The following is a 23,830-nucleotide window of genomic DNA, read 5'->3' as shown; positions in this document are numbered from 1 at the left end:
GCTGCAGGAAGAGTGCCGGATAAAAAAAATTTTCGTTGCAGTGCCTTACGTGGTACTAACCTTCACTGAAACTTCGTAAAGATAACAAAAAGTGAACTTGGGTTCATTTCAGTTATTCATTTTCTTACGAATTTCTTTCTCAAATGAAGTTTTGAGCCAGCAATATCAGAGAATTTGTAAATTTATATGCTCCAATTTTATCAGTTCCCGCCTATGGATAAAATCATTTACCAACCGATCGGCATCATCTATACTCCTTATGAAACCCTAACCGGAATGCCCATCCAGCCGTCGTCCGCTCCAGGCGTCATTGGCACGATCGAATTGTATCCGGAATTCACTGCCGGAATAAAGGACCTGGATGGATTCTCCCACCTCATCCTTTTGTATCATTTTCACATGTCCCGTGGTTACAAGTTGGAAGTGACCCCTTTCCTGGATGATCAGCTACGGGGGCTGTTTGCCACACGGGCACCCAACAGGCCAAATTCGATCGGATTGTCAGTCGTGGAACTGATTTCGATCCATAACAATATTCTTCACATTGCAAATGTGGATATTCTTAATGGCACACCTTTGTTGGACATTAAACCATATATACCTGCTTTTGAATTAATTAAAAATCTAAAAACCGGATGGTATGCGACTGTATGGGATCAACTACCTACGGCAAGGAACGACGGTCGTTTTAACAGCAAGGGTGAGGATGGTTAATATTCAATTCCTTTTCTTGCTTCCACTCCCCGGGAAAAATAGTGTTTCACTTCTTTCATTTCCGTCACCAGGTCGGCAATCTGGATCAGTTCGGCTGGTGCATACCTTCCTGTTAACACGATTTCCGTTTCCACGGATCCTGATTGGATGACCCGAATCAGTTCGTTCACACTGAAAAGGTTATAATAAAGGGCAATGGTAGCCTCATCCAGGATGATCAGGTCATAATCTCCGGAGGCGATCTTTTTTTCAACCTCTGTCAATCCTTCCCGTGCGGCTCGGATGTCGTCAGGTGTGGGGTTGTTGATAATGAAACACCCCAGGCCGTACTGACGAATGGTAATTTGGGGCAGGTGCTGTTCAATCAGTTCCTGTTCCGAATAAGGTCTGCCTTTAACGAACTGGGCCATGAACACTTTCTTGCCTGCCCCGGCTGCCCTGATCGCCAGGCCGAGAGCCGCCGTTGTCTTACCCTTTCCGTTGCCTGTATATACCTGAATGTATCCCCTGGTGTTCATTTTTCAGAAGGCATTGGTGGCTCCGGGGAGCGCTTCATTTTCCTGTTCAAAAGGAAGATATTGTCCGAATCACATCTTCTGCAATGCCTCAGCGGTTTCATGGTTACCATTGTTTCGTTGCAGTCGGGGCAACGGTACCAGAAATCATCCGTAATGAATGTTCCTCCCTGGATGAGGATGGCTTTACCCTCCACAAATGCTTTGGCTATATTTTTCCTGGCCCGGTCATAGAGCCTTGTAAACGTGGGGCGTGAAATTCCCATTTTCAGGGCCGCTTCTTCCTGGGTTAAATCTTCGTAATCCATGAGCCGTAATGCCTCAAACTCCTCGTAAAACAGAACCACGGATTTTAACTCACGCAGGGGGATGCCAAAAGGTTTGTATCCTTCCATCATCGGAGGCATCATCACCCTCCTGTATCTTTTCCGGTTAGGCATAGGAAAAAGTTTGAACAGATAGTTTTATCTGTGCAAAGTTAACCATTCAATCGAACAAAAGTTCATTATCAAAAGAATGTTCCGGGGAAATTACGTCAAGACCGTTTGTTTTTAAAGACCCAGTGCCGTTGAAGCATATAGTTGAAAAGAAGGGAGACGGACAGGTCAAAGAGCATTCGGCTGATGATATAGTAGGTTTTCAGGAATGTTGTAATGAGATAGGTTCCTGATGCCTTGAGCAAAATGCTGTTCAGCACGACCAGCGTAAACCGCAATAATTGCTGCCAGCCCGAATGCTTATAGGGAACCGTCCTCGAATGAAAGGTCCATTTCTTGTTGATGGTAAAGTTGACGACCGCCCCCACAACACCACCGATGACAATGGAAACGGTGTAATGAAAATGAAAAACTTCGGTAAAGAGAATCATGATGAGGTAATCAACCATACCTCCCAGAAAAGCAGAAAGCTGAGCTTTTGTGAAAACAACCAGTTTTTCAATCATTTTCTTTAGGATGTAGCTGTTTTCTTTCTGTTACATCCTTCGCGTCAGCGGTCTTCAATAACTTTCCTGTATCCGTGATGTTGACAATCAACAGAATGACACTGATAGCCGCCGCTGAGTATTGGATGGAGCCATGAAAGATCACCTCGGCCACCAGGATGGCTGACAGGACGATCCTGACCTCTGTTGGTCCCAGGGGTCCGGAATCGATGGAATACTTTCCGGTGATCCTGTACCTGATCAGGGCGATGATCATTTCCCAGCCATATAAAACCACGAAACCATATCCCAGAAGTTCCCATATTCCTTCGGCATATATGATATATCCCAGTCCGATAAGGATAATGCCGATCCAATCAATGATAATGTCCAGTGAAAACCCGTACCATTTCCTGGGTTTGTTGCGGTAATAGGCAATCCTTCCATCCAGTGAATCGCCAAACCAGCAGGTCAGGAAACCGGCAACACCGAGCAGAAGATAGTATGGGTGGATGTAAGCTGCCAGGAGGTAACTTACGAAAACGAGTAGATTTCCCAGAAAACCTATGGCTGTGAGCATGTCAGAGCTTATCCAGGAAGGGATGCGCTGCACCCAGAAGGCGATCGCCTGCCGCTCAAGGGGCCAGAGGAGATTCGTCCTGGTCCTGTCGCGGGCAATGGATTCCAGGGCTTCACTGTTCTTCAGTAAAGTGTTGGTCTCTCCATGGGTGAATTTCATGAAGCTCTCATTTTGGGGATATAATATACAGGAAGGGTCCCTGAACTATCATAAACCAGGTTGATCTCATCTAAGGCGACTTTCCGCAGGACGTACCTTGCCTGCCTGTGTCCCCTTAGTCTCCTGAACAGAGGAGACAGAGAATCAAAATCCTTGGGGTTGATTACTCCCATATCCACAAACAAAGTTATGAATCTTTTCAATCGTACCGCTGTATAATAAAAAACCCCTTCACCGGTTGGGTGAAAGGGCCTTTAAAAATAGGGATTCTGCAATCCTTATTTTCCAAACCGCTCATTGACGGCATTCCAGTTCACAACGTTCCAGAACGCCTCAATGTAATCGGGCCGGCGATTCTGATATTTCAGATAATAGGCGTGTTCCCACACATCCAGTGCCAGCAGGGGAGTTCCTCTTTTTTCAGCGACATCCATCAACGGATTATCCTGGTTAGGCGTGGAACTGATGAACAACTTACCCTGATCATCTTTCACAAGCCAGGCCCAGCCGCTTCCAAAACGCCCTTTAGCCGCATCATTGAACTGCCTGATGAATTCTTCGACGCTACCAAACGCCTCCTCAACCGCCATTTTCAACGCTGCCGACATCTGGCCTCCCTGCCCCTGCGGGGCCATATTCTCCCAAAAAAGGATATGATTGTAATATCCTCCGCCGTTGTTCCGGGTCGCTGCCGGTGCCTTGCTGACACTGGCAAACAAATCCTTGAGCGACTTGCTTTCCCAATCCGTTCCTGCGATGGCTTTCAAAAAATTATCGTAGTACGCACGGTGATGTTTCGTGTAATGGATCTCCATCGTCATTTTATCAATGAATGGTTCCAGGGCATCGTAGCTGTAAGGCAATGAGGGGAATTCAAAGCCCGCTTTCCCGCTTTGGGCTGTAAGTTTCTGGCTGAATGATGAAATGTGTGCTGTCATGGTCGTTATGAACATTAGTAAGGTTAAAATTGATTTTGCTTTCATGATTAAATTCATATTTAAACAGTTATATAACAATTTATGTTGAGCATTGTTCAACGGTTTGAACAAATTCGTAACTTCGTCCCCCCGATTCAACTCCGGTGGTTGAGAATATCTATCACTTACTTATTTGATTATGAATGTCTTGCGCAGCGTAACGCCCATATTTCTTATGGTTTTGTTATTTTTGTTGACGGCGGGGTGCAAACAGGAGTCTTCACCTGTGTCCTCAGCCGGAACCTCTGTCCGCCCTGTCGAAGTAAGGGCGGTCATCGTTCAACCCCGGCATCTGGAGCAAAAGATAACCACCACCGGTTCTTTGCTGGCCAATGAAGAAGTGGAAGTAAGGCCGGAGACTTCAGGCCGTGTCATCGCCATTCACTTTGAAGAGGGTTCATTTATCAGCAGGGGAAGCCTTCTGGTGAAAATTGACGATTCAGAGCTGCAGGCACAGCTCAAAAAGCTGCAACTGGAGGAAAAACTGGCACAGGATGATCTTTACCGAAAGCAAAAACTTCTGGAGATCAAAGCTGTCACCGAGGAAGAGTACCAGATCTCCCAGAACCAGCTGGGTGTTGTCGAGGCTGAAATTGAGCTGGTGCGGTCGCAGATCGCGAAAACCTCCATTTATGCGCCTTTCAGCGGTTACATCGGGCTGCGCTATGTCAGCACAGGCGGGTATGCCTCTCCTTCCCTGGTGGTTGCACGGATGCAACAAACGGATCCCATCAAGATCGAATTTACCATTCCTGAAAAATACATCAATTATATCCACAAGGGCTCTGCAGTGAAATTCTCGGTTGCCGGATCGGAGAATGCCTTTGAGGGGATCATCTATGCCCTTGAACCCCGGATTGATCTTCTGACACGCTCATTCACGGTCAGAGCGAAGTGTCCTAATCCGCAGAATAAACTTGTTCCGGGTGCATTTGCCAAAGTGGAGATCATCCTGCAGACCGTCACGGATGCGCTGGTTGTTCCTTCCGAAGCGCTGATCCCGGATATCAGGGGAGAAAAGGTATTCCTATGCAGGGAGGGTAAAGTCAGAACGCAGTATGTCACTACCGGGATTCGTACGGATTACGAGGTTCAGGTACCGGAAGGCCTGATCCCGGGTGATACGGTGATCACCACCGGTATATTGCAGCTGAGGAATGACATGCGGGTAAGCGTGCGTATACAGGAGTCTTTCTGACCTTCAACTTCCTGCGGCCATGAATATCTCATCCTTAAGCATCAATCGTCCCGTACTGGCAAGTGTCATTTCGATCGTCATTATCCTGTTTGGCATCATCGGATATACTTTTTTAGGGGTAAGGGAATATCCGAGCGTTGATCCTCCTGTCGTTTCGGTTTCAACAAGTTATGTGGGTGCCAATGCCGATGTGATCGAGTCACAGATCACCGAGCCCCTGGAAGAATCGATCAATGGAGTGGCCGGCATACGGTCGCTCACCTCCACCAGCAGCGATGGCCGCAGTAGCATTACGGTCGAATTTGAGCTGGGGGTGGATATGGAAGCGGCTGCCAACGATGTACGTGACCGTGTTTCACGTGCCAGCCGGAACCTTCCCAAGGACTGCGACCCCCCCATCATTACAAAATCAGATGCCGATGCCTCACCCATCCTCTTGATGACCCTGCAGAGCAGTGCGCGTGACCTGATGGAGCTCTCGGATATTGCCAACATCGTATTCAAGGAAAGGCTCCAGACCATCCCGGGGGTAAGCGAGGTCCGAATCTGGGGGGAGCGTAAATACGCCATCAAGCTGATGATGGACCCTGCCCTTCTGGTCAGTTACCGGTTGACTCCCTCGGATGTGAGGGATGCACTGACAAGGGAAAACGTGGAGTTACCCTCCGGCCGCATCGAAGGATACCGGACCGAAATGGTCATCCGGACGCAGGGCCGGCTCACCACGCCTGAAGAATTCAATAATATGATCATCCGCGAATCCAACGGGTCCCTGGTGCGTTTCCGTGACATCGGTCATGCCATACTGGTTCCTGAAAATGAACGGACCATCATGCGGGGCAACAACGGGATCCCCCTGGTCGGTGTTGCCGTCGTCCCTCAGCCAGGTGCAAACCAGATTGCCATTGCCGACGAGGTCTACAAAAGGACAGAACAGATCAAAGTTGACCTGCCCTCCGACATCAGGCTGGGAATAGCCATGGATACGACAAAAACGATTCGTAAAGCCATCACCGAGGTCTTTGATACCCTCCTGATCGCCTTTGCCTTGGTCGTACTGGTAATCTTTGTCTTTCTCAGAAACTGGCGAACCACCCTGATCCCCGTGATCGCCATCCCGATCTCACTGATCAGCGGATTTTTCATCATGTATATAGCCGGATTCTCCATCAACATACTGACCCTTCTTGCGATCGTGCTGGCTACCGGACTTGTGGTGGATGATGCTATCGTGGTGCTGGAGAACATCTATCACAAGGTGGAATCGGGTATCCCTCCCATCGAAGCAGGTCACAGGGGAGCCAAAGAGATCTATTTTGCCATCATCTCCACGACCGTCACCCTGGCGGCAGTCTTCATGCCGATCATCTTTCTCAGCGGACTGACAGGAAGGTTATTTCGGGAATTCGGCGTGGTAGTCGCAGGGACTGTTCTGGTCTCCGCGGTGGTCTCGCTGACACTCACACCCATGATGAGCTCACGCCTGCTGCGAAAAAATGTTAAACACAGTGGACTGTTTCTGAAGACGGAACAGTGGATCGATAGCTTCATCAACGGCTATAATCTTGCCCTCCGCAAATTTATCCGCCACCGGTGGCTGGCCCTGGTGATCATTGCCGTTTCAGCAGCCCTCATCCTGGGTATCGGCGCCTTGATCCCGTCCGAACTTGCCCCCCTGGAAGATAAAAGCCGCTTTAGCGTCAGCTGTACCGCACCTGAAGGCACTTCGTTTGAGCTGATGGATGATTATATGCTTCAAATGCTGGCCATCATCGACTCCATTCCTGAAAAAGAAGCGATGCTGGCAATGACGGCACCGGGCTGGGGTTCGGCCTCTTCCACCAATTACGGCTTTATCCGGGCAACACTGACGGATCCCTCTGATCGGGAACGAACCCAGCAGGAAATCGTTGACGACCTGGGTCCTGTGCTGCGAAGGTTTAACTTCGCCCGCTCATTTGCCACACAGGAACAAACCATCGGGGCAGGCCGCGGAGGAGGATTGCCGGTGCAATTTGTGATTCAGTCGCCCAATTTTGAAAAACTGAGAACGATCATCCCTGAATTCATGGAAATGGCACAGACCAGTCCAAAATTCCAGGTGGTGGATATCAACCTTCAGTTCACAAAACCTGAGATCGCCGTAGAGATCGACCGTGACCGGGCAAGGGCCCTGGGAATCAATGTTCGGGATGTGGCTGAAAGTCTCCAGCTGTACTTCAGCGGCCAGCGGTATGGTTATTTCATCATGAACAACAAACAATACCAGGTGATCGGGCAGGCAACGCGGGAAAACAGGAGCGAACCCCTTGATCTCACTTCGATCTACGTGCGTAACAACCGCAATGAACTGATCCAGATCGATAACGTGGTAAAACTTTCCGAGCAAAGCAACCCTCCCCAGCTTTACCGTTACAACCGGTATGTTTCAGCCAGAGTGTCGGCCCAACCAGCCAAGGGCGTTACCCTGGGCCAGGGAATCGAGGAGATGAGAAGGATCGCGAAAGAAACACTGGATCCATCCTTTTCGACAGCACTGGCAGGCACATCCAAAGAATACGAGGACAGTTCAAAAAGTCTTTTATTCGCTTTCGTACTGGCCCTGGTCCTGATCTTCCTGGTTTTGGCCGCCCAGTTTGAAAGCTACATCGACCCCCTGATCATCATGTTTACGGTGCCGCTTGCAGTGGCAGGAGCCGTACTTTCGCTGTGGATGTTCGGGCAGACGATCAACATTTTCAGCGAGATCGGTGTCATCGTGCTCATCGGGATCGTAACCAAGAACGGCATTCTGATCGTCGAATTTGCCAACCAGCGAAAGGCAGCAGGTCTGGAGCTCCGCGAAGCGGTGATCGATGCAGCCACGCGCCGCCTGAGGCCCATCCTGATGACCAGCCTGGCCACCGCGCTGGGCGCCCTTCCCATTGCCCTGTCGCTGGGAGCAGCTTCCCACAGCCGCGTTCCCATGGGGATTACGATCATCGGAGGACTGGTCTTTTCGCTCATCCTGACCCTTTTTGTGATCCCGGCACTGTATACCTATATGTCCAGAAAAATCAAGAAAGCCGATCATGTTACCACGATTGAAAGCTAAAAACCTCCTGTTGATCCTTCTGCTGTCGTTCACCGGCTGGCTTACCGGCGCTGCCCAGCAATCCCTGAGCTTATACCAGGCTGTTGGAACCGGCTTGAAAAACAATTATTCGATCATCATACAACAAAACCATGCCCAGGTTGCCAGCAACAACAACACTTATGGGAATGCCGGATTCCTGCCCCTTGTGAACCTGAGCGGTACCCAGAACAATACGTTCACCAGCACTCACCAGGAAATGTTCAATGGCACAGTGAAAGATATCGACAATGCCAGGAACCGGTCGCTGAACACAGGGGTACAGCTATCCTGGACACTCTTCGACGGATTGAGCATGTTTGCCAACAAAGACATGCTCGAGATCCTGGAAGGCACCGGGCGGACTGAGGTCCGCGTCGCCATGGAAAATACGGTCTCCGCAATCATTCTAAACTACTTCGGGGTGATCCAGCAACAGAAACTGATCGCCGTGATGCAGGACGCCCTCAATCTTTCAAGGGAGCGAAGAAACATAACGCGCGCCAAGATCGACCTGGGAGCCGGATCGGAGATGCAGCTTCTGCAGGCAACAGTGGATATGAACACCGACAGTATCAACCTGATCCGGGAAATGTCGGCACTGAAACAAACCATGGCCGACCTGAACCGGCTGATGGCGCTGGATCCTTTGGATACGTTTATCCTCACCGACTCAATCACCTTGTCGGGGCCCCTCTTATACGATGACTTGCTAGCCAGAGCCCTGAGACAGAACAACGAATTGCTTATAGCACGTAATAATCTGAATATCAGTTCATTTGAATTAAAGGATGCACGTTCTCAACGTTATCCACGGCTTAATTTCAATGCAGGATACACGTACAACCAGATCAACTCCGAAACCGGTTTTGCTGAATACAGCCACAGCCTGGGGCCATCGCTCGGCGTTTCCCTGTCGTATCCCATTTTCGATGGCCTGAATGTGAACCGGACTGTCCAGAATGCCAAACTATCGATCAATACGAATGAGTACCTGGTGAAGGACACCGAGCTGACCATTGCCAACGACCTTTACAAAATCTACACGGATTACCTCACCCAGCTGGAAATTGTTCAGATTGAGCGGATCAACCAGGATGTTGCCCGGAAGAACCTCGAGGTGGCCTTTGAAAAATACCGGCTTGGTACCATCAACGACATTGACCTTCGCGAGATCCAGAAAAAGTACATTGATGCACAGTATCAGCTGCTTCTTTCACAGTTTCTCGCCAAAAAAGCCGAGACCGACCTGCTTCGGATCAGCGGAGAACTTTCGAAAATGCTTGATGGGAAGTAATGAATGACGAACAGAGGAGTGTTCAGTTTTGATCTTTGAATTCAGGTCAGAAATCAAAGATCTGTGTTCCTCTGTTCGTAAATCATTACTTATAAAATTCGCTCAAATGCCCCAATAAGCTTTCTGACTTCCCCGACCGTATTATAATGCACCATACTCACCCGGATCACTCCCTTTCTCTCCTGTAAACCGAGATCCCGGATCAGGCGGTGGGCGTAAAAGTCGCCGTACCGGATCCCGATCCGGTGAGGATCGACCTGAACGACTGCCCGATCGCTGCGTATCTTTTCAGAAATGAACGAAATGGTCGGAACACGGAGAAATCTGTCTGAAGTTTTTTCACCGATGATGCGGATGCCCGATTGGGATGAGAGAAAATCCAGGAGAAGAGCAGCAAGTTCCTCCTCCTGCCGGGCAAGTTGATCAAACAACACGGCATCAGGAAAACAGGTATTCACCGAATTCATTCCGTTATGATGGGATGCGGCCAGGTTAAAGTAATCAAGGATCCCCGTCAGGGAAAAGGTCAGCTCAAAGTTGACATTTCCCGGTTGCAGTTTATAAGGGATCTCATCCTCCTGAATGAAAAAATGATTGATCCCGGGCAATGCCTCCAGGTGCTTCCTTTTACCATAAAGCAAGGAATAATGGGGGCCATAGACCTTGTACAGGCTAAAAACATAAAAATCAACATCCCAGTCCGTTACGTTAATGCTCCGGTGCGGTGCATAGGCCACGCCATCCACGCATACCATCGCACCATGTTCGTGAATAAAAGCCGTCAATTCCCTGACAGGATTTATCGTCCCGAGAATATTGGAAACATGGGTAAAGGCTACCAGGCGTGTCCTTTCTGTCAGCAGAGGCTGAAGGCTTTCGGTGTGCAGCCGGAAATCATCCGGGCTGATCTTCCATTCTTTCACGATGATCCCAAAACGTTCCAGGTATCTCCAGGGGCCGATATTGGCTTCGTGGTCGCAGTTGGTGACGATCACCTCGTCGCCGGGTTGGAAGGCCAGGCTGAATGATTTCGAAAGGTTCTGCAGCAACTGGGTGGTTGAGGGGCCGAAAATGATCTCCGATGGGTCCTGTGCGTGGATCCATTTTGCCCAGGCAGCCTGTGCATCCTTCACACGCTGACCTGCCAGCTCTGAAATCCTGTAGGAGGCACCCAGCTGGACGTTTGTATGGAACAGGTAATCGGTGAGTCGTTCGCCCACCTGCCGGGCTGTCTGTGTTCCGCCGGCGTTGTCAAAATAGATCCAGTTACCATCCAGGGCGGGGAACTGGCTGCGGATAAAATCAAGATCAAGGGGCATGGTATCTTCAAATTGTATAATATGACGAAAATAGGGAAAAAATCATGATTTCTCCGTTTTCTACTCATATTAATGCCCTACGGGCCTTATAGATTTGTATAGATATACGATAAAATAGATACTTTTGGTGTTAATGAAGATTCCCATCTCCCGCATCATCCGTTCCCGCCGCCATACCATCGCCCTGATCATCACCCGCGATGCACGCCTGGTCGTCCGTGCTCCCCTGCAAGCAACCATGACCGAAATTGAAGCCCTGGTCGAACACAAACGGAGCTGGATCACTAAAAAGCTTCAGCAGGTTCAACAAAGACAGGATGTCCACAGAATGAATCCTTTCAAGGATGGAGAGCTGTTCCGGTACAAAGGAAAGCAGTATCCGCTGACCATCACCTCCAGCGAGCGCTCCATCCATCTGAACGATAATCACATCCTGTTCCCCGAGCGGTACCTGGCCAATCCTGAGCGGGCTATGATATACTGGTATGCCCACGAAACACTCCGGACCATTTCGGAACGTGTCCGCCACTATGCCGAAACATATGGATTCCGGCATACCGGCATCACGGTCACCGGTGCCCGGACCAGATGGGGATCCTGCAGCCCGGCCAACCGGCTCTGCTTCTCCTGGCGTCTCATCCTGACCCCTGAAACGGTGATCGATTATGTTGTGGTCCATGAGTTGTGCCACACCGTTGAAAAGAACCACTCACAAAGGTTCTGGAATAAGGTTGCCTCCATCCTGCCGGATTATAAGGAAAGAAAAAGGATTCTAAAGGAATACTGATGCGGTTTGCTGAAGATGCATGATCTTCAGCCGAGCCTTAAACTCTGCCAGCGTCCCTGATTTTGGAAATGTAATCTTTTTCTGATCCCCAGGGAGGATATCGAAAAAATTATCCGAAAACTGTCCCTCAACCCCTTCAGTTGTCAGAAAAACATTCTTTGCCAACGCTTTACAGGTAAGTGTGACCTCGAAGAGATTATCTGTATCGCTTATTTCCACTGTCAATTCCGGATCGCCAAGTTTCAGGAATTTTGGCCGTGCGAAATAGTGAAGGCCGGAATCATAAACGATGCCTCCGCTGCTGAGGGTGGCAACCATCACGCAAGTGGCCGTGTCCAACCCCGGGATATCTTTTTCGAAACAGAGGGACGAGGACTGTGCCGGAAAATGAACAGGAAACGATTCCCGCCACAGCTCCCGGCCGTCAAAACGTATGATCTTCATTACGAGCATGGCCGTTTGCGTTTCAGGAAGGTCTGAAACGATATGCACCCTTACGTTCCCCTCCTGTTCATCCATCACCAGGGCAACCGGTTTGAATGCCTCCCGGACGAAATAATGCAATGCTTTCCAACGGCCATAATAATCGATGCCCGACCAGGATGCCACGGGCCAGCAATCATTGATCTGCCAGTAGAGGGTTCCCATGCAGTAGGGCCTGTCGGACCGGTGGCTTTCAATGGCCATTTTAATGGCTTCCGCCTGCAGCAGCTGACCGACATACAGGAATGGTTCGAAATCCGATGGGATCCGATAATCTGGGTCCATGTACTGCCGGATACGCAGGTTTCCAATGCCACTGCGCTGGTGCGACATCATCACTTCCGATTCAATCGAATGATCCTCCGGCAGGGTGTATTTCTTCACCGAATTGAATTCCGGGAACGACTGGAACCCATATTCACTCATGAACCGGGCCCGGTACTTCCTGAAATCGCTGAAGGGATGCTGGCCATGCCACACCCCCCAGTAATGCATGTCGCCTGATTTCGTATCGTATCCGGCCAGCTTTCCCAATCCCGCCGATGGTGACGAATGCCAGTAAGGCACTTCCGGATCACAGGTGGCCACGACATCAGGGAGTATCTTGTGAAACAGCGTATCGTACGCCTTCCAGATCGCCGTTCGCTGTTCGCGGTTATACAATTGTTTCCATCCCCATCCCCTGTTTTCATCCCATTCGGCCCAGGCTGTCTCAATTTCATTGTTGCCGCACCAGAGGACAATCGAAGGATGATTGCGCAACCGTTTTACGTTATCGGTAGCCTCCAGCCTGACACTCTCCAGAAAATCATCATCGCCCGGGTGCATCGAACAGGCAAACATAAAATCCTGCCACACCATGATCCCGTATTGATCACACAGATCGTAAAAAAGATCATTTTCGTAAATCCCTCCTCCCCAGACACGAAGCATGTTCATGTTGGCCTCGGCCGCCGAACTTACCATATATTCATACCTGTCAGGAGTGACACGCGTCAAAAAGACATCGTTCGGTATGTAATTGGCCCCCTTTGCAAAAACAGGTACTCCGTTAATCTCAAAGTAAAAGCTTTTGCCACTGCCGTCCGGATCCGGATCCTGTACCAGGCGGAGGGTCCTCAGACCGGTGGTTGTCTCAGCTTCACCGGCCATTTCTGATCCCCGGCCCAGCACGACTTTGATCCCGTAGATCTTCTGATCACCCAGGCCATTGGGCCACCAGAGCCCGGGATTCGGGATGGTGAAAGCAATGTTCACGGGATTCTCTCCCGGTACCAGCGCAAGGGTCTCTTCCCGGATAAGTACACTGTCAGCATAGATCCTGGCATCCAGCTGAACTTCTTTAACGGCAAGAACGTTAAACTGTGCCTCCAGATCAGCCTGATCCGGTTCAAGGTTCTTAGTCAGGACTTGCAGATCCCTGATCCGGACATTGTCCCACGCTTCCAGGCTGACAGGACGCCAGATGCCGGAGGTCACCAGCCGCGGACCCCAGTCCCACCCGAAATGATACGGTGCCTTTCTGACAAATGGACTTATCCTCTGATCGCCAACGCCCCCGGTTTCTGACTGGTCGTTGGAGGCAGGCAGGGGATAACCGTGGGCCCGCAGCTTTTTCAGACCTTCGTTAATAGGTGATAAGAACCTGATCCTGAGTGAATTATCTCCTTTCCGAATGTGGTCTTTACAGCCGGCTCTCCAGGTCCTGAACATATTGTCTGTTGTCAGAATGAGCTGGTCATTCAGGTAAATCTCCGCATACGTGTCCAGTCCTTCAAAAACGAGATCCAGATTGTCTTTCCGGAGTATGTTCGGGTCAGCCTTGAAATTGGTCCTGTATTCCCAGTCCGTTTTATCGATCCATTGCAGGTGCCTTTCGTTCAAACGGTAAAAAGGGTCTTCGATCCTGTTATTGTCCAGAAGATCGGTGTGGACCGTTCCGGGAACCATCGCAGGCATCCATTTGCCCGTATCCGCCTGGCGGAATTCCCAGCCTTGGTCCAGCCCGAGACGGATCAGGTCAGCAGCATCCCTTTTCGGATAACAGGATGCCAAAAACATCCCAGTCATCAGAAGTAAAATCAAATTTCTCATTCACTGACTATTTATGGTAAGAGGTGTTCTTATCCGCAGATACGAGGTAATAACCCGAGGTGGTCAGAAAATCCCTGACAAAAGGTAACGCCGCAATGAACCTGTTCTGCTTCCTGGGTTTCAGCTTGAATTTGATTTCATAGTTCGGGTTGATCAGGTAATGCTGCCTCTTTTCTATGCTGTAGTGTTTCTTTTTCAATATTCGTTCAAACCGCTCAATGGACAGGCCGGTCTCTTTGATTTCCATCAGCCCCTGGATGGTCCCTTCACTTTCGCCGAAAACCTTCAGGATAAACCTGTAAAGAAAAGAAGGCAGCAAATGGAAATAGGGCAGGCGGCTGAGAATCCTGCTGCGGCAAACCTGCTGGTGCCCTCCATAGGGATTATACCAGGGTGGAAAGGCAAAAAAGATCCTGCCGCCGGGATAAAGGAACAGTTTCACGTGCATCATAAACTGCTCCTGGCCGGGAAGGTGTTCGATCACATCCCTCAGGATGATCAGATCCGCTTTTACGGTCGGGTCATGCACTTTGTAAATATTCTCTGCAATAAGGCGGAGCCTGTTCTTATAATCCGGATGATCAAGAAATGACCGGGCCAGTTGGATCTTGCTTTCCGAAAGTTCAATTCCCGTCACCTGGCAGCCCATGTCGAGGAAAGGCTTCAGGTTGCCACCTTCCCCGCACCCGATCTCCAGCACCCGGGTCCGCTCATTCAATGGACAGCATTCCTGGATGAAGGGGATGACGTATTTCCGGGTGGTATAGGACTGTTCCTGAAAATACTGCTCCTTGTTTTTATGCCGTTCCTGCATATGGATCAATAGAATAACGAAATTACGGTTTTATTATGAAGAATGAAGAATGAAGAATGAAGAATGAAGGATGTTCATTGCTACGGGATATTTTCTATATATTTACACATTTCCCGTGAAATGAAATAACCCTCCCCATGCTTCTTCACCTCAAGCCAGACCGTGAACGATCCGTTCTCCGCCGGCACCCGTGGATCTTTTCCGGAGCAGTGGGAAAAATCGACAAAGCGGCCGAGCCGGGCCAAACCATGGAGATCGTCTCCTCCTCAGGGAAATGGCTTGCCAGGGGAGCGATATCCCCCGCATCCCAGATCATCGTGCGCATCTGGACCTTTGATCCCGTGGAAGAGGTGGATGAAACTTTTTTTCAAAGACGTCTTAAAAAGGCCATCCTCTACAGGCAACTACTATACGGCGGTTCCCTGTCCGCAGCATGCAGGCTGGTCTATGCTGAAAACGATGGATTGCCCGGTGTGATCATCGATAAATACGGCGATTTCATGGTTTGCCAGTTTCTTTCTGCAGGGGCTGAACGCTGGAAGGATACCATTGTCCGGATCCTGGAAGCTTTGATCCCCTGCAGGGGCATCTATGAACGTTCAGATGCGGAGGTCAGGCTGAAAGAGGGGCTTGCTCCGAAGGCTGGCGTACTTGCGGGTCAGCAACCCCCGGATCTGGTACACATAAATATCAATGACCTGACCTATCCCGTCGATGTGAAAAAAGGCCACAAGACCGGCTTTTACCTCGATCAGTCGGTCAACCGATCCATCGTTGCCTCGCTGAGCGAGAACAGGGATGTCTTGAATTGCTTTTGCTATACAGGCAGTTTCACGGCGGCTGCATTGGCGGGAGGTGCTGCTTCGGTCTGCAGCGTTGAAACTTCGGCCGAGGCACTCCAGCTGGCACGGCAAACCCTTTCCGTCAATAATCTTGATGCATCCCGGGCAACCTTCATCGAAGATGACGTCTTTCACAGGCTCAGATTGTTCCGTGATGAAGCCCGGTCGTTTGACCTGATCATCCTTGATCCGCCAAAATTTGCCGAATCCCGGAGCCAGCTTGAAAAGGCAAGTCGGGGATATAAAGATATTAACCTACTGGCATTCAAATTATTACGTCCAAACGGAACGCTTGTTACCTTCTCCTGCTCCGGTCTGGTGACCCGCGAGCTGTTCGGTAAAATCGTGGCTGACGCAGCACTGGATGCCGGTAAGGAAGCTCGTATCCTGCAGTGGCTCACCCAGGCACCGGATCATCCGGTCGTGCTCAGTTTCCCGGAGGGAATGTATCTGAAGGGAATGGCAATAAAGATATCAGATTGACGATTAACGGATATTTGATTTGGGATATAAATCTGAAATAAATCAGAGATCAGAGTTCGGTTAATCGTTCATCGGATATCCATCCAGTCCCCATTTAACCTGATCAGTTCTTCCAGTGCATTGAGGGCATCCTTCTGGTCCACATTTTTCCGGATAAGGGTTTTGCCTTTGTAGAGCGTAACTTTACCGGGGCCGGCACCCACGTAACCATAGTCGGCGTCGGCCATCTCGCCTGGACCATTGACGATGCAGCCCATGACCGCAATTTTCAGGTTCTTCAGATGACCCATCCGTTCCTTGATCCGGTGCAGCGTTTCCTGGATATTGAAAAGGGTTCTTCCGCAGGATGGACAGGCGATGAATTCCGTTCTGGAAAAACGGCACCGGCTTCCCTGAAGGATGCCGTAGGATAATGCATTGATTTCATCACGGGGCCTTCCTTCCGCATCGATCCAGATCCCGTCGCCCAGTCCGTCGATCAGTAACCCACCGAAATCCATAGAGCTCCTGATCAGCAGCTCCTGCGGTTCCAACTGGGGATAGCGTATCCTGATGATGACCGGTACCAGGCAATGAGATTCATTCAGCTTCATAAACAAAGCCCGCAGAGCTGAAGGACCGCTATCAAAATCACCGGTGGCAATCAGAACGGCAGCAGGATCTTTTTTCATTTTGGAGATCAACGCTTCCGTCAGCTCACCTGGGTTAACCGTGATGACCTGACCCGGTAAAGGTTCATCCGTCGCCACAACGGGAACCTTTCCTCCGCCCAAGTCACCCACCTGCAGCGTCTCCCTTCTCAGGTATTCAGTCAAACCTCTGAGCGCTGGTCCCTGGTCTATGCTTTCCCCGGTACAAGCCGCTGACCGCCGACCGCCGACCGCCGACCTGACAATCAAACCAGCCACCGGTATCTCCTTTTCCGGCTCTTCTGTCAGCGACACCCGTATCGTATCCCCGATCCCTTCCCTGAGGAGTGTACCAATGCCAATGGCCGATTTGATCCGGCCATCTTCCCCTTCTCCGGCCTCAGTCACTCCAAGATGAACGGGGTAATCCATCCCCTCTGCCATCATCCGTTGAACCAGCAGGCGGTTGGAATAGACCATCACCCTCGTATTGCTGGATTTCATGGAGATCACCAGGTTGTGGAAATTTTCACTGCGGCAAATCCTGGCAAACTGAAGCGCCGACTCCACCATGCCCAGCGGGGTATCGCCGTATCGGTCAATGATCCATCCCGAGAGCGAGCCATGGTTGCTGCCAATGCGCAGAGCGGTCCCGTGATCTTTGCAGATCCGGATCAAAGGCTTGATTTGTTCCCGGATCAGCTCGCTGATCCGTTCCTCGCTTGCATCCGGAGTGATTCTGTCGTCGGATAAGAAGTTGCCGGGATTGATCCTGACCTTTTCAACGATCCGGGCTGCTGTTTCTGCCACGGACGGATTGAAATGAACATCCGCTATCAACGGAGTGGCATATCTTCTCTGCCTCAGTTCATTCTTTATTGCCGCCAGGTTTTCGGCTTCTTGTACATTCCGGGTTGTGATCCTTACATATTCACAGCCTGCCCTGGCCAGCCGGATAATCTGTTTGACGGTCAGTCCCGTGTCCATTGTCGGGACAGTGGTCATCGATTGTATCCTGATGGGATGAGCATCGCCCATTGGGATATCCCCGACCATCACCTCTCTTGTCCTGAACCGGACTGGGGAAGACAAGCCATCATCTGATTTACAGGGGTTTAAGCTCATATAAAAATTGTTGTCAGCCCTAAAAGCATTCACCTGTAAAATTACATCAAAACTCTCCTCTCTCCTCTCTCCTCTCTCCTCTCTCCTCTCTCCTCACCATAAGCCGTGAGGCTGCCCCAAACCGGAAGCAGCCTCATCGCTTTGTACTACCTAAACTAAAATCAAACATCAAAACCTATGTCAGAATCTTACAAAAACCATTCCATAAAAAAGACAATGCGATCACATCATTGGATCAGTTTTAATCCTTCCTGCGCAGATCCATCCAGTGGCCTGATCAACAAAGCTTTGTTGAAAAGAACTTTGGCCTCCCGGAGTTTTCCGAGTTGAAAATTGGTCCAGGCGTAAAGGATGGCAATATCGTAATCAAAAGGGTAATGATTCGCAATTTTCTCAAGATAGGAAAAAGCTTTCTGGTAATCTTTCCGGTTATAATAAATGGAAGCCAAACGATAATTCGTCACCGAGTGATTCGGATCGATGGCCAGGATCTCTTCGTATCGTTTGATGACCAGGTTCCAGTTCCCCATGGCTGAAGAGGGAAGGGCATAACCCATTCGGGCTTCGACGGACATGGGCATCAGGGTGATGGCTCTTTCGTAATATGCCGCGGATTCAGTGAACGCACCTGATAAATACGACAACCAGCCTAACCGAACATTAATTTCATAGGAATCCTCCCGATAGAACTTTTTGAGCTCATCGATGGCTTTGGTGTATTCCCCCTTGCTTTCATAGCTGTAACTCACGCCAAAGGCCTGTTGCATGGCGGGGTAATCCTGTGCCCGGATCAGGGATACTGGCAGGATCAACAGTAGGATCATCTGTAAGCTTAAGCGAATGTTTTTCATAAGAACCATTTTAAACTTCCTATTATAAAATGTTGATGATATGTAAACGGTTTGTATTCACGAAGATATTGCCCGGAGTTCTCTTCATAAAAATAGCGCAGAAAAAGGCTTTCCCGGTAAAGATTTTCATATTTCAGGCTGACCTGCAGGTGGTCATTGATTTGATAATAGGTCTGCATACCCCATTTCAATAGGAGATCTTCCGGTAAATTGTACACAACATAACCATTTTTTTCAAAAAACTCCGCAGCTTCGCCAAATGTGGCCGATGCCTCCAGCCACCATCCTTTCATCAATTTCAGTCCGGCGGTTTCGGCGAAAAGAAAATGGTCTTCCCTTCCATAAATGAACCGGCCAACTGTCTGGGAATATATATCGAGGTTCCCTTTTGGATAAAAGGTAAGGGCAACTTCTGCCTGGTAATGATCGTACTGGTTCAGCTTTGCATAGGTTCCCGTGAGGGTCAGGCTCACCGGTGAAAGGTCCTTGTTCAGGCTGAGGGAAACCAGGTAATCCTTCTGGTGAACGGTATCCATATCGAATAGGTAACTTTTCGTTTTCTGATCGTACTGAGCATGGAGCTGGTCATAGGTAATGCCAAGATAATGGAAAGCCGGCACCAGCGAAAATCCTTTACCAAATCGCAGTGAGGGGCTGATGTAGAACTGGTGTTGCTGAAGCGAATGATCCTCATCAAAAAGGAGTGAATCACCGGCCATTACCTGCGCTGTCCTTCCCTGGAACAGATTCAAATAACTTACCTGCAACCGCATGAAAGGAGCAACTCTGGCCAGAAAACCAATCCCATTGTACCAGGAATCGCGAATTAAATGGTCGATCTCACCGTAAATGTTGTCAACGCCATCCAGGTCCATATGGCCGTTGATCTCCTTCCCGGAACTGATCAAAGGGCCTGATTCAACATACACCATATCCAGGACATTCCTTTTGCCGGAACGTATTTTCGTTGCATCTTCTTCAGGCAGCTGACCAAGTGTACGATCGGCCGCATCCCTTCTGTTCAGCTGGATAAAGGAATAATAGATATAGGTGAGTGCTGCAGGATCTTCTTCATTGTGCTTCAGGGCCACGGTGAAATGGTCAACCGCTCTGATGAAATTATTCAGTTCATAATGGGCTATTCCCATGCGCATCCGAAGGTAATAATAATCATATCCTAAACGTAAATAGTCATTTCCGGCGTCGATCAGTTCGACCCATTGTTCACGGAGGTACAGACCATATGTGGTTGAGTCCACCTCCAAAAAATCCGGGTTATCTTCTGCGTAAAGAAAGGTAGACCATAACATCAGACCTGATAGGATGTAAATTTTCAGGTGCATTTTACCTCCGTGATGTAATGATCCTTTATTACATTGAATTCCAGGACCCCTTTTTCCCCAACGCGTATCTCAAACCGGATATTTTTGGAAACGGAGTTGAACATCCGGGTTTCGCAGGAAGCCTGCAGGAGGATGACCGGGCTGGATAACTGATCCTCGATACCGGTATACGTCATCCTGTAAACAGACCGGATGAAGATCCAGAAGGGGGCGATCAAATCCTGAAGAAAAAGGAGGAAACGGTTATGGAAGAGGTCCGCAGGCAAGGCGTCCTCAATGGTCATGTTTTGGTAGAATCCTTTTATCACTTTAAAATGGGCCAGGAAAAAATAATAGAGGACCGTACGTTTAGAGCCCTGGTACCCTGTAAAATAGAAAACCGAGTCGTCGTCCTTAAAATAAGCCATTGCCCCTGTCCTTTCGCACTGGATATACCGGTTATTCAATGAATCGACCTTAACGGCAAGCACTTCCTGATGAACTGGTGATCCCGGTTCAGTGACATTCAGAAGCAGGATTTGTCCCGGTATGAAATGGAATGCTTTTTCCAGTACCCGGTGTCTTGCAATGTTGGAGACCAGGTCGCCCTTTTCAGGAACGTCCCAGGTGGCCAGCCGGGTTTGGCTGCCTTCTGTGTGAACCACGTTGCTGAGGGGGTAATCAAGGGTAGGGGCACCGATGTATGGTTCATTCTGCACCTGAAAATGGACATGCGGAACTGGTGAACGGCCTGAGTTTCCACACAGTGCAAGCGGGGTTCCTTTTTTGACCTTGTCACCCACTTTTACTTTGAGCGACTCTTTCTTCAGATGGCTGATCTTTGTGTACAGAGAATCCGCGTGACGGAGAACGATCGTATTCCCCCAGTTGTGAACAGTGTTGATCTCCCCGACCGGGTTATCGTCAATCCCATCCTGTATTTCCTCCACCCATCCGTCGGCAGGGGCGATCACCGGTTTGCCGTATGCATAATAATCCTCCGGATCTTTTCCTGACCGATGGAAGGTGTGACCTTCATCATCCTCAATTTCAAAATCCCAGGCATGCTGCCAGGCATGCTGATGGGTGTGTTCTCCTTTATGACCCTGGGTTACCTTCCATTCTCCGTAAACCGGCAGTGACAGGCTCACCTGCAACGAAGGATTGAACCGGCTGAAATAATTCAGGTGGGAATAAAGGTTCCTTTCCGGTGAAAAATGCTGAACCATCACAACCTGTGGTGATTTCAGGTATCTCTCCCTGAACTTCAGAATATAAAGGAACAGCAGGACAATGATGTTGAAGGGCAAGGAATAGATGGAGAGCTGAAGGATGGAGAACAGCGTTCCGGCACTGATGATCACGATGATGGTCAGGGGGGTCAGCAGTGCCACCCACAGGTAGGAATACCGGGAGGGAATGATGAAGTATCCCCCGACGGCAATGGAAGTCAGGATAAAGTTGAAACCGATATAGGAATAATTGAGGGCTGTAAAATCACCGCCGAAAAGATGAAAGAATGCATAAGCCAGATAATACCCAGCCAGTGAGAGCACGAAAGCGATGCGTGAATAAATGATCAGTCCGAGTGCGATCAGCATGCCTGCAAACAGATGATATTGAAAGAAGATCGCACCCAGTGACCGGAAATAAACCTCCAGTGAGCTGGGCAGGGCAAGCCTTACAAACCAGTCGTACACTTTGACCAGGTTCAGACCGCCCAGGGCATACATTTCGTTGAGCATATAAATGCCCCGTTCACTGATATTCAGAGCGTGAAACTGACGGGAAGCCAGCAAGACCATCCAGATACCAAACAAAAAGGGAATGCTCAGGTAGGGCAGGTAATATTTCCCGATGACTCCCTCCATCATAACAGCAAGCATCAGTGTCAGGAGGCTTGTAAAGAAGATCAGCAGATAAAATTCAACAGAAGGCTGGTAGTAAATACCCAGTCCCAGGCCTACCAGCAGGCTGTTGAATCCATAATATCCTCTTTTGATGAATGTGGCATTAAACCCAATCAGGTAAGCAACTGTGTTGGATAGGATCACGGCCAGCAGTCCGCTGATCCCGGCATAAACATCAAAGAAAGAGACCACGATCAGGATCACGGCAAATATCCGGTGATCTGAAAAGAAGACCTGTGCATAGCTATTCAGTATGCTTCGTATAAAACTGGGGAACAGGGCTTTGATATGGTTCAGGCCTGGGATCATTTCAGGTGCGGGGGAACGTGCTCCATATTGGTAACATTTTCAAGGGTTTCGTTATCACGGATCACATGGGCATTCCCGTCCCGGTCAATTAATATGATGTTTGGACGCAGGGTGATGAACTGCATCCACTGGGTCATGTTATAGGCTCCCACGTGATGAACGACAAAGTGATCGCCTTTGTTCAGCAGCGGAAGATTGACATTTTCCCTGATGACGTCAATGTTCATGCAAAGCGGGCCATAAACGGTGGTGGCTTCGGTGTACTGTGAGTAATGACGCGCAGGGGTGAGCTTATGTTCGTACCAGAAAGAAGTGAACAGCAGGTTGACGCCAACATCAACGATGGTTGTCCGCTTGCCCGTGGAAAGTCTTTTATTGGCAACGACGGTTCCCAGCAGATAACCTGCTTCATCGATCAGCGCCCTGCCGGTCTCAAGGATGAGCAGCGGAAGGTTTTCGGGCGTAAACTGAGCGTTGAGCAGGGCGGAGGTAATGGCTTCCGCATAATCATCGAAGGATGGATTGGTATCACTGCCGGGATAGTAGAATCCTTTCAGGGTATTGGCCGATGCAAAACCGCCTCCCAGATCGATGTATTTGATGGTATGGTCATACTTCTGCCGGATACCGATGGCAAGATCGGCGAGCTTCTGGGCAGCGACACCATACGCCTGGGGGCTCATGATGAATGTGCCGATATGCGTATGAAGTCCCACCAGCTCAAGTTTCCCGGAATGCATGATCTTGTTGAGGGCGTCCCAGGCCTGGCCGTTCTCATAATTGAACCCAAACCTGTCCCACATGGGCTGAATACCGGTATCCATATTCACACGGATAGCCACCTTGGGCTTCTTGGCACATTTTTCGGTCAGCTCAATGATTGTATATAATTCATCCAGGTGATCAATGTGCAGGATGGAATCGTTACGGATGGCTTTTTCGAGGTACACCGCCGATTTATCAGGCCCGTTGAAGATGATGTGCTGGCCCTCCACTCCGTTAGCAAGGGCCTTATCGTATTCAAATCCCGAAACGACCTCCGCCCAGGAACCCTCCTGATGATAGATCCGGCAAACTGCATTCAGGTAATTGGTCTTGTAGGACCAGGCAAACTGTACCTTGGGGTAACGGGTGGTAAACGCACGTTTTGCCTTACTGTAAACCGACCTGATGGTTTTTTCAGAAAGGATAAAAACAGGTGACCCATAGCTGTCCACCAGTGAATCCACACTGATCCCATCAATATGGGTCGTTGGAGGCAGGTTTGCGGCTATGCCAAATTTACCGGGCATACCCATTTCCAGTTTCTTCAGGATCGGACGTTCATATCGTTGTTTTTCCATGATTGAAGTGATTTCTGTCTTTTAATCGCTTATTATTTTCAGATG

Annotated in this window: 19 protein-coding genes; 6 read left to right on the top strand and 13 right to left on the bottom strand. The window is 49.5% G+C overall.

Features of this window, described 5'->3' with window-relative positions; all coding sequences use genetic code 11:
• Nucleotides 1–213 precede the first annotated feature (213 nt).
• Nucleotides 214–714, top strand: coding sequence for a tRNA (N6-threonylcarbamoyladenosine(37)-N6)-methyltransferase TrmO (gene tsaA, locus PKI34_08420; protein HNS17830.1), 501 nt, complete (start codon nt 214–216; stop codon nt 712–714).
• Here tsaA and cobO read toward each other — a convergent pair.
• From cobO to PKI34_08395, 5 genes are all read right to left on the bottom strand, one after another.
• Nucleotides 711–1,232, bottom strand: coding sequence for a cob(I)yrinic acid a,c-diamide adenosyltransferase (cobO, locus tag PKI34_08415; GenBank protein ID HNS17829.1), 522 nt, complete (start codon nt 1,230–1,232; stop codon nt 711–713). The genes tsaA and cobO overlap by 4 nt on opposite strands.
• A complete protein-coding gene (locus tag PKI34_08410) occupies nt 1,229–1,669 on the bottom strand; it encodes a DUF134 domain-containing protein (protein ID HNS17828.1) in 441 nt (146 codons plus the stop codon). The genes cobO and PKI34_08410 overlap by 4 nt, the downstream gene beginning before the upstream one ends.
• A 95-nt stretch (nt 1,670–1,764) precedes the next feature.
• Entirely contained in the window at nt 1,765–2,172 is a 408-nt protein-coding gene (locus PKI34_08405) for a GtrA family protein (GenBank protein ID HNS17827.1), read from the bottom strand.
• The gene (locus PKI34_08400) at nt 2,165–2,890 is read right to left on the bottom strand and encodes a CDP-alcohol phosphatidyltransferase (GenBank protein HNS17826.1); all 726 of its coding nucleotides are present in this window, start codon (nt 2,888–2,890) and stop codon (nt 2,165–2,167) included. Before PKI34_08400 ends, PKI34_08405 begins: the two co-directional genes overlap by 8 nt.
• Nucleotides 2,891–3,168: 278 nt before the next feature.
• Nucleotides 3,169–3,873 carry a superoxide dismutase gene (locus PKI34_08395; GenBank protein ID HNS17825.1) on the bottom strand — a complete coding sequence of 235 codons (705 nt, stop codon included), beginning with the start codon at nt 3,871–3,873 and terminating at the stop codon, nt 3,169–3,171.
• Between the two features lie 169 nt (nt 3,874–4,042).
• On the opposite strand from PKI34_08395, the gene PKI34_08390 reads away from it, so the two are divergent.
• The 3 genes from PKI34_08390 to PKI34_08380 are packed head-to-tail and all read left to right on the top strand — an operon-like array spanning nt 4,043 to nt 9,474.
• Nucleotides 4,043–5,065, top strand: coding sequence for an efflux RND transporter periplasmic adaptor subunit (locus PKI34_08390; protein HNS17824.1), 1,023 nt, complete (start codon nt 4,043–4,045; stop codon nt 5,063–5,065).
• A 19-nt stretch (nt 5,066–5,084) separates the two neighbouring features.
• A complete protein-coding gene (locus tag PKI34_08385) occupies nt 5,085–8,159 on the top strand; it encodes an efflux RND transporter permease subunit (GenBank protein HNS17823.1) in 3,075 nt (1,024 codons plus the stop codon).
• Nucleotides 8,137–9,474 (top strand): TolC family protein, encoded by a 1,338-nt coding sequence (locus tag PKI34_08380; GenBank protein HNS17822.1) that lies wholly within the window; start codon nt 8,137–8,139, stop codon nt 9,472–9,474. Before PKI34_08385 ends, PKI34_08380 begins: the two co-directional genes overlap by 23 nt.
• A gap of 89 nt (nt 9,475–9,563) precedes the next feature.
• Here the strand turns inward: PKI34_08380 and PKI34_08375 are convergent, their stop codons facing one another.
• Nucleotides 9,564–10,793: an aminotransferase class V-fold PLP-dependent enzyme gene (locus PKI34_08375; protein ID HNS17821.1), complete on the bottom strand. Its 1,230-nt coding sequence runs from the start codon at nt 10,791–10,793 to the stop codon at nt 9,564–9,566.
• A 133-nt stretch (nt 10,794–10,926) separates the two neighbouring features.
• On the opposite strand from PKI34_08375, the gene PKI34_08370 reads away from it, so the two are divergent.
• Complete coding sequence (locus PKI34_08370) at nt 10,927–11,580, top strand: SprT family zinc-dependent metalloprotease (protein ID HNS17820.1); 654 nt, start codon at nt 10,927–10,929, stop codon at nt 11,578–11,580.
• Here the strand turns inward: PKI34_08370 and PKI34_08365 are convergent.
• Complete coding sequence (locus tag PKI34_08365) at nt 11,566–14,157, bottom strand: glycoside hydrolase family 2 TIM barrel-domain containing protein (protein HNS17819.1); 2,592 nt, start codon at nt 14,155–14,157, stop codon at nt 11,566–11,568. The genes PKI34_08370 and PKI34_08365 overlap by 15 nt on opposite strands.
• Nucleotides 14,158–14,164: 7 nt before the next feature.
• A complete protein-coding gene (locus tag PKI34_08360) occupies nt 14,165–14,971 on the bottom strand; it encodes a methyltransferase domain-containing protein (GenBank protein ID HNS17818.1) in 807 nt (268 codons plus the stop codon).
• Between the two features lie 137 nt (nt 14,972–15,108).
• On the opposite strand from PKI34_08360, the gene PKI34_08355 reads away from it, so the two are divergent.
• Nucleotides 15,109–16,296, top strand: coding sequence for a class I SAM-dependent methyltransferase (locus PKI34_08355; protein HNS17817.1), 1,188 nt, complete (start codon nt 15,109–15,111; stop codon nt 16,294–16,296).
• Between the two features lie 68 nt (nt 16,297–16,364).
• Here the strand turns inward: PKI34_08355 and ispG are convergent, their stop codons facing one another.
• From ispG to PKI34_08330, 5 genes are all read right to left on the bottom strand, one after another.
• The gene (gene ispG / locus PKI34_08350) at nt 16,365–18,017 is read right to left on the bottom strand and encodes a (E)-4-hydroxy-3-methylbut-2-enyl-diphosphate synthase (protein HNS17816.1); all 1,653 of its coding nucleotides are present in this window, start codon (nt 18,015–18,017) and stop codon (nt 16,365–16,367) included.
• Between the two features lie 260 nt (nt 18,018–18,277).
• Entirely contained in the window at nt 18,278–18,901 is a 624-nt protein-coding gene (locus tag PKI34_08345; protein HNS17815.1) for a tetratricopeptide repeat protein, read from the bottom strand.
• The gene (locus PKI34_08340) at nt 18,898–20,244 is read right to left on the bottom strand and encodes a hypothetical protein (GenBank protein ID HNS17814.1); all 1,347 of its coding nucleotides are present in this window, start codon (nt 20,242–20,244) and stop codon (nt 18,898–18,900) included. The genes PKI34_08345 and PKI34_08340 overlap by 4 nt, the downstream gene beginning before the upstream one ends.
• On the bottom strand, nt 20,235–22,442 hold the full coding sequence (locus PKI34_08335; GenBank protein HNS17813.1) for an urea transporter: 2,208 nt from the start codon (nt 22,440–22,442) through the stop codon (nt 20,235–20,237). Before PKI34_08335 ends, PKI34_08340 begins: the two co-directional genes overlap by 10 nt.
• On the bottom strand, nt 22,439–23,785 hold the full coding sequence (locus PKI34_08330; GenBank protein HNS17812.1) for a hypothetical protein: 1,347 nt from the start codon (nt 23,783–23,785) through the stop codon (nt 22,439–22,441). The genes PKI34_08335 and PKI34_08330 overlap by 4 nt, the downstream gene beginning before the upstream one ends.
• Between the last annotated feature and the right edge of the window lie 45 nt (nt 23,786–23,830).

It is taken from the genome of Bacteroidales bacterium (assembly GCA_035342335.1).
Taxonomy (GTDB): domain Bacteria; phylum Bacteroidota; class Bacteroidia; order Bacteroidales; family JAGONC01; genus JAGONC01.
Note: the sequence above shows the minus strand (reverse complement) of the source record. Positions and strands in the feature narration are given on the sequence as shown.

What these genes read in the sequence shown, in the direction of transcription:
- PKI34_08400 (HNS17826.1), bottom strand. Translation starts at nt 2,890, where the DNA reads ATGAAATTCACCCATGGAGAGACCAACACTTTACTGAAGAACAGTGAA.
- PKI34_08405 (HNS17827.1), bottom strand. Translation starts at nt 2,172, where the DNA reads ATGATTGAAAAACTGGTTGTTTTCACAAAAGCTCAGCTTTCTGCTTTT.
- PKI34_08370 (HNS17820.1), top strand. Translation starts at nt 10,927, where the DNA reads ATGAAGATTCCCATCTCCCGCATCATCCGTTCCCGCCGCCATACCATC.
- PKI34_08365 (HNS17819.1), bottom strand. Translation starts at nt 14,157, where the DNA reads ATGAGAAATTTGATTTTACTTCTGATGACTGGGATGTTTTTGGCATCC.
- PKI34_08360 (HNS17818.1), bottom strand. Translation starts at nt 14,971, where the DNA reads ATGCAGGAACGGCATAAAAACAAGGAGCAGTATTTTCAGGAACAGTCC.
- PKI34_08340 (HNS17814.1), bottom strand. Translation starts at nt 20,244, where the DNA reads ATGCACCTGAAAATTTACATCCTATCAGGTCTGATGTTATGGTCTACC.
- PKI34_08335 (HNS17813.1), bottom strand. Translation starts at nt 22,442, where the DNA reads ATGATCCCAGGCCTGAACCATATCAAAGCCCTGTTCCCCAGTTTTATA.
- PKI34_08330 (HNS17812.1), bottom strand. Translation starts at nt 23,785, where the DNA reads ATGGAAAAACAACGATATGAACGTCCGATCCTGAAGAAACTGGAAATG.
- PKI34_08345 (HNS17815.1), bottom strand. Translation starts at nt 18,901, where the DNA reads ATGAAAAACATTCGCTTAAGCTTACAGATGATCCTACTGTTGATCCTG.
- PKI34_08390 (HNS17824.1), top strand. Translation starts at nt 4,043, where the DNA reads ATGGTTTTGTTATTTTTGTTGACGGCGGGGTGCAAACAGGAGTCTTCA.
- tsaA (HNS17830.1), top strand. Translation starts at nt 214, where the DNA reads ATGGATAAAATCATTTACCAACCGATCGGCATCATCTATACTCCTTAT.
- PKI34_08410 (HNS17828.1), bottom strand. Translation starts at nt 1,669, where the DNA reads ATGCCTAACCGGAAAAGATACAGGAGGGTGATGATGCCTCCGATGATG.
- PKI34_08380 (HNS17822.1), top strand. Translation starts at nt 8,137, where the DNA reads ATGTTACCACGATTGAAAGCTAAAAACCTCCTGTTGATCCTTCTGCTG.
- PKI34_08375 (HNS17821.1), bottom strand. Translation starts at nt 10,793, where the DNA reads ATGCCCCTTGATCTTGATTTTATCCGCAGCCAGTTCCCCGCCCTGGAT.
- PKI34_08385 (HNS17823.1), top strand. Translation starts at nt 5,085, where the DNA reads ATGAATATCTCATCCTTAAGCATCAATCGTCCCGTACTGGCAAGTGTC.
- PKI34_08355 (HNS17817.1), top strand. Translation starts at nt 15,109, where the DNA reads ATGCTTCTTCACCTCAAGCCAGACCGTGAACGATCCGTTCTCCGCCGG.
- cobO (HNS17829.1), bottom strand. Translation starts at nt 1,232, where the DNA reads ATGAACACCAGGGGATACATTCAGGTATATACAGGCAACGGAAAGGGT.
- PKI34_08395 (HNS17825.1), bottom strand. Translation starts at nt 3,873, where the DNA reads ATGAAAGCAAAATCAATTTTAACCTTACTAATGTTCATAACGACCATG.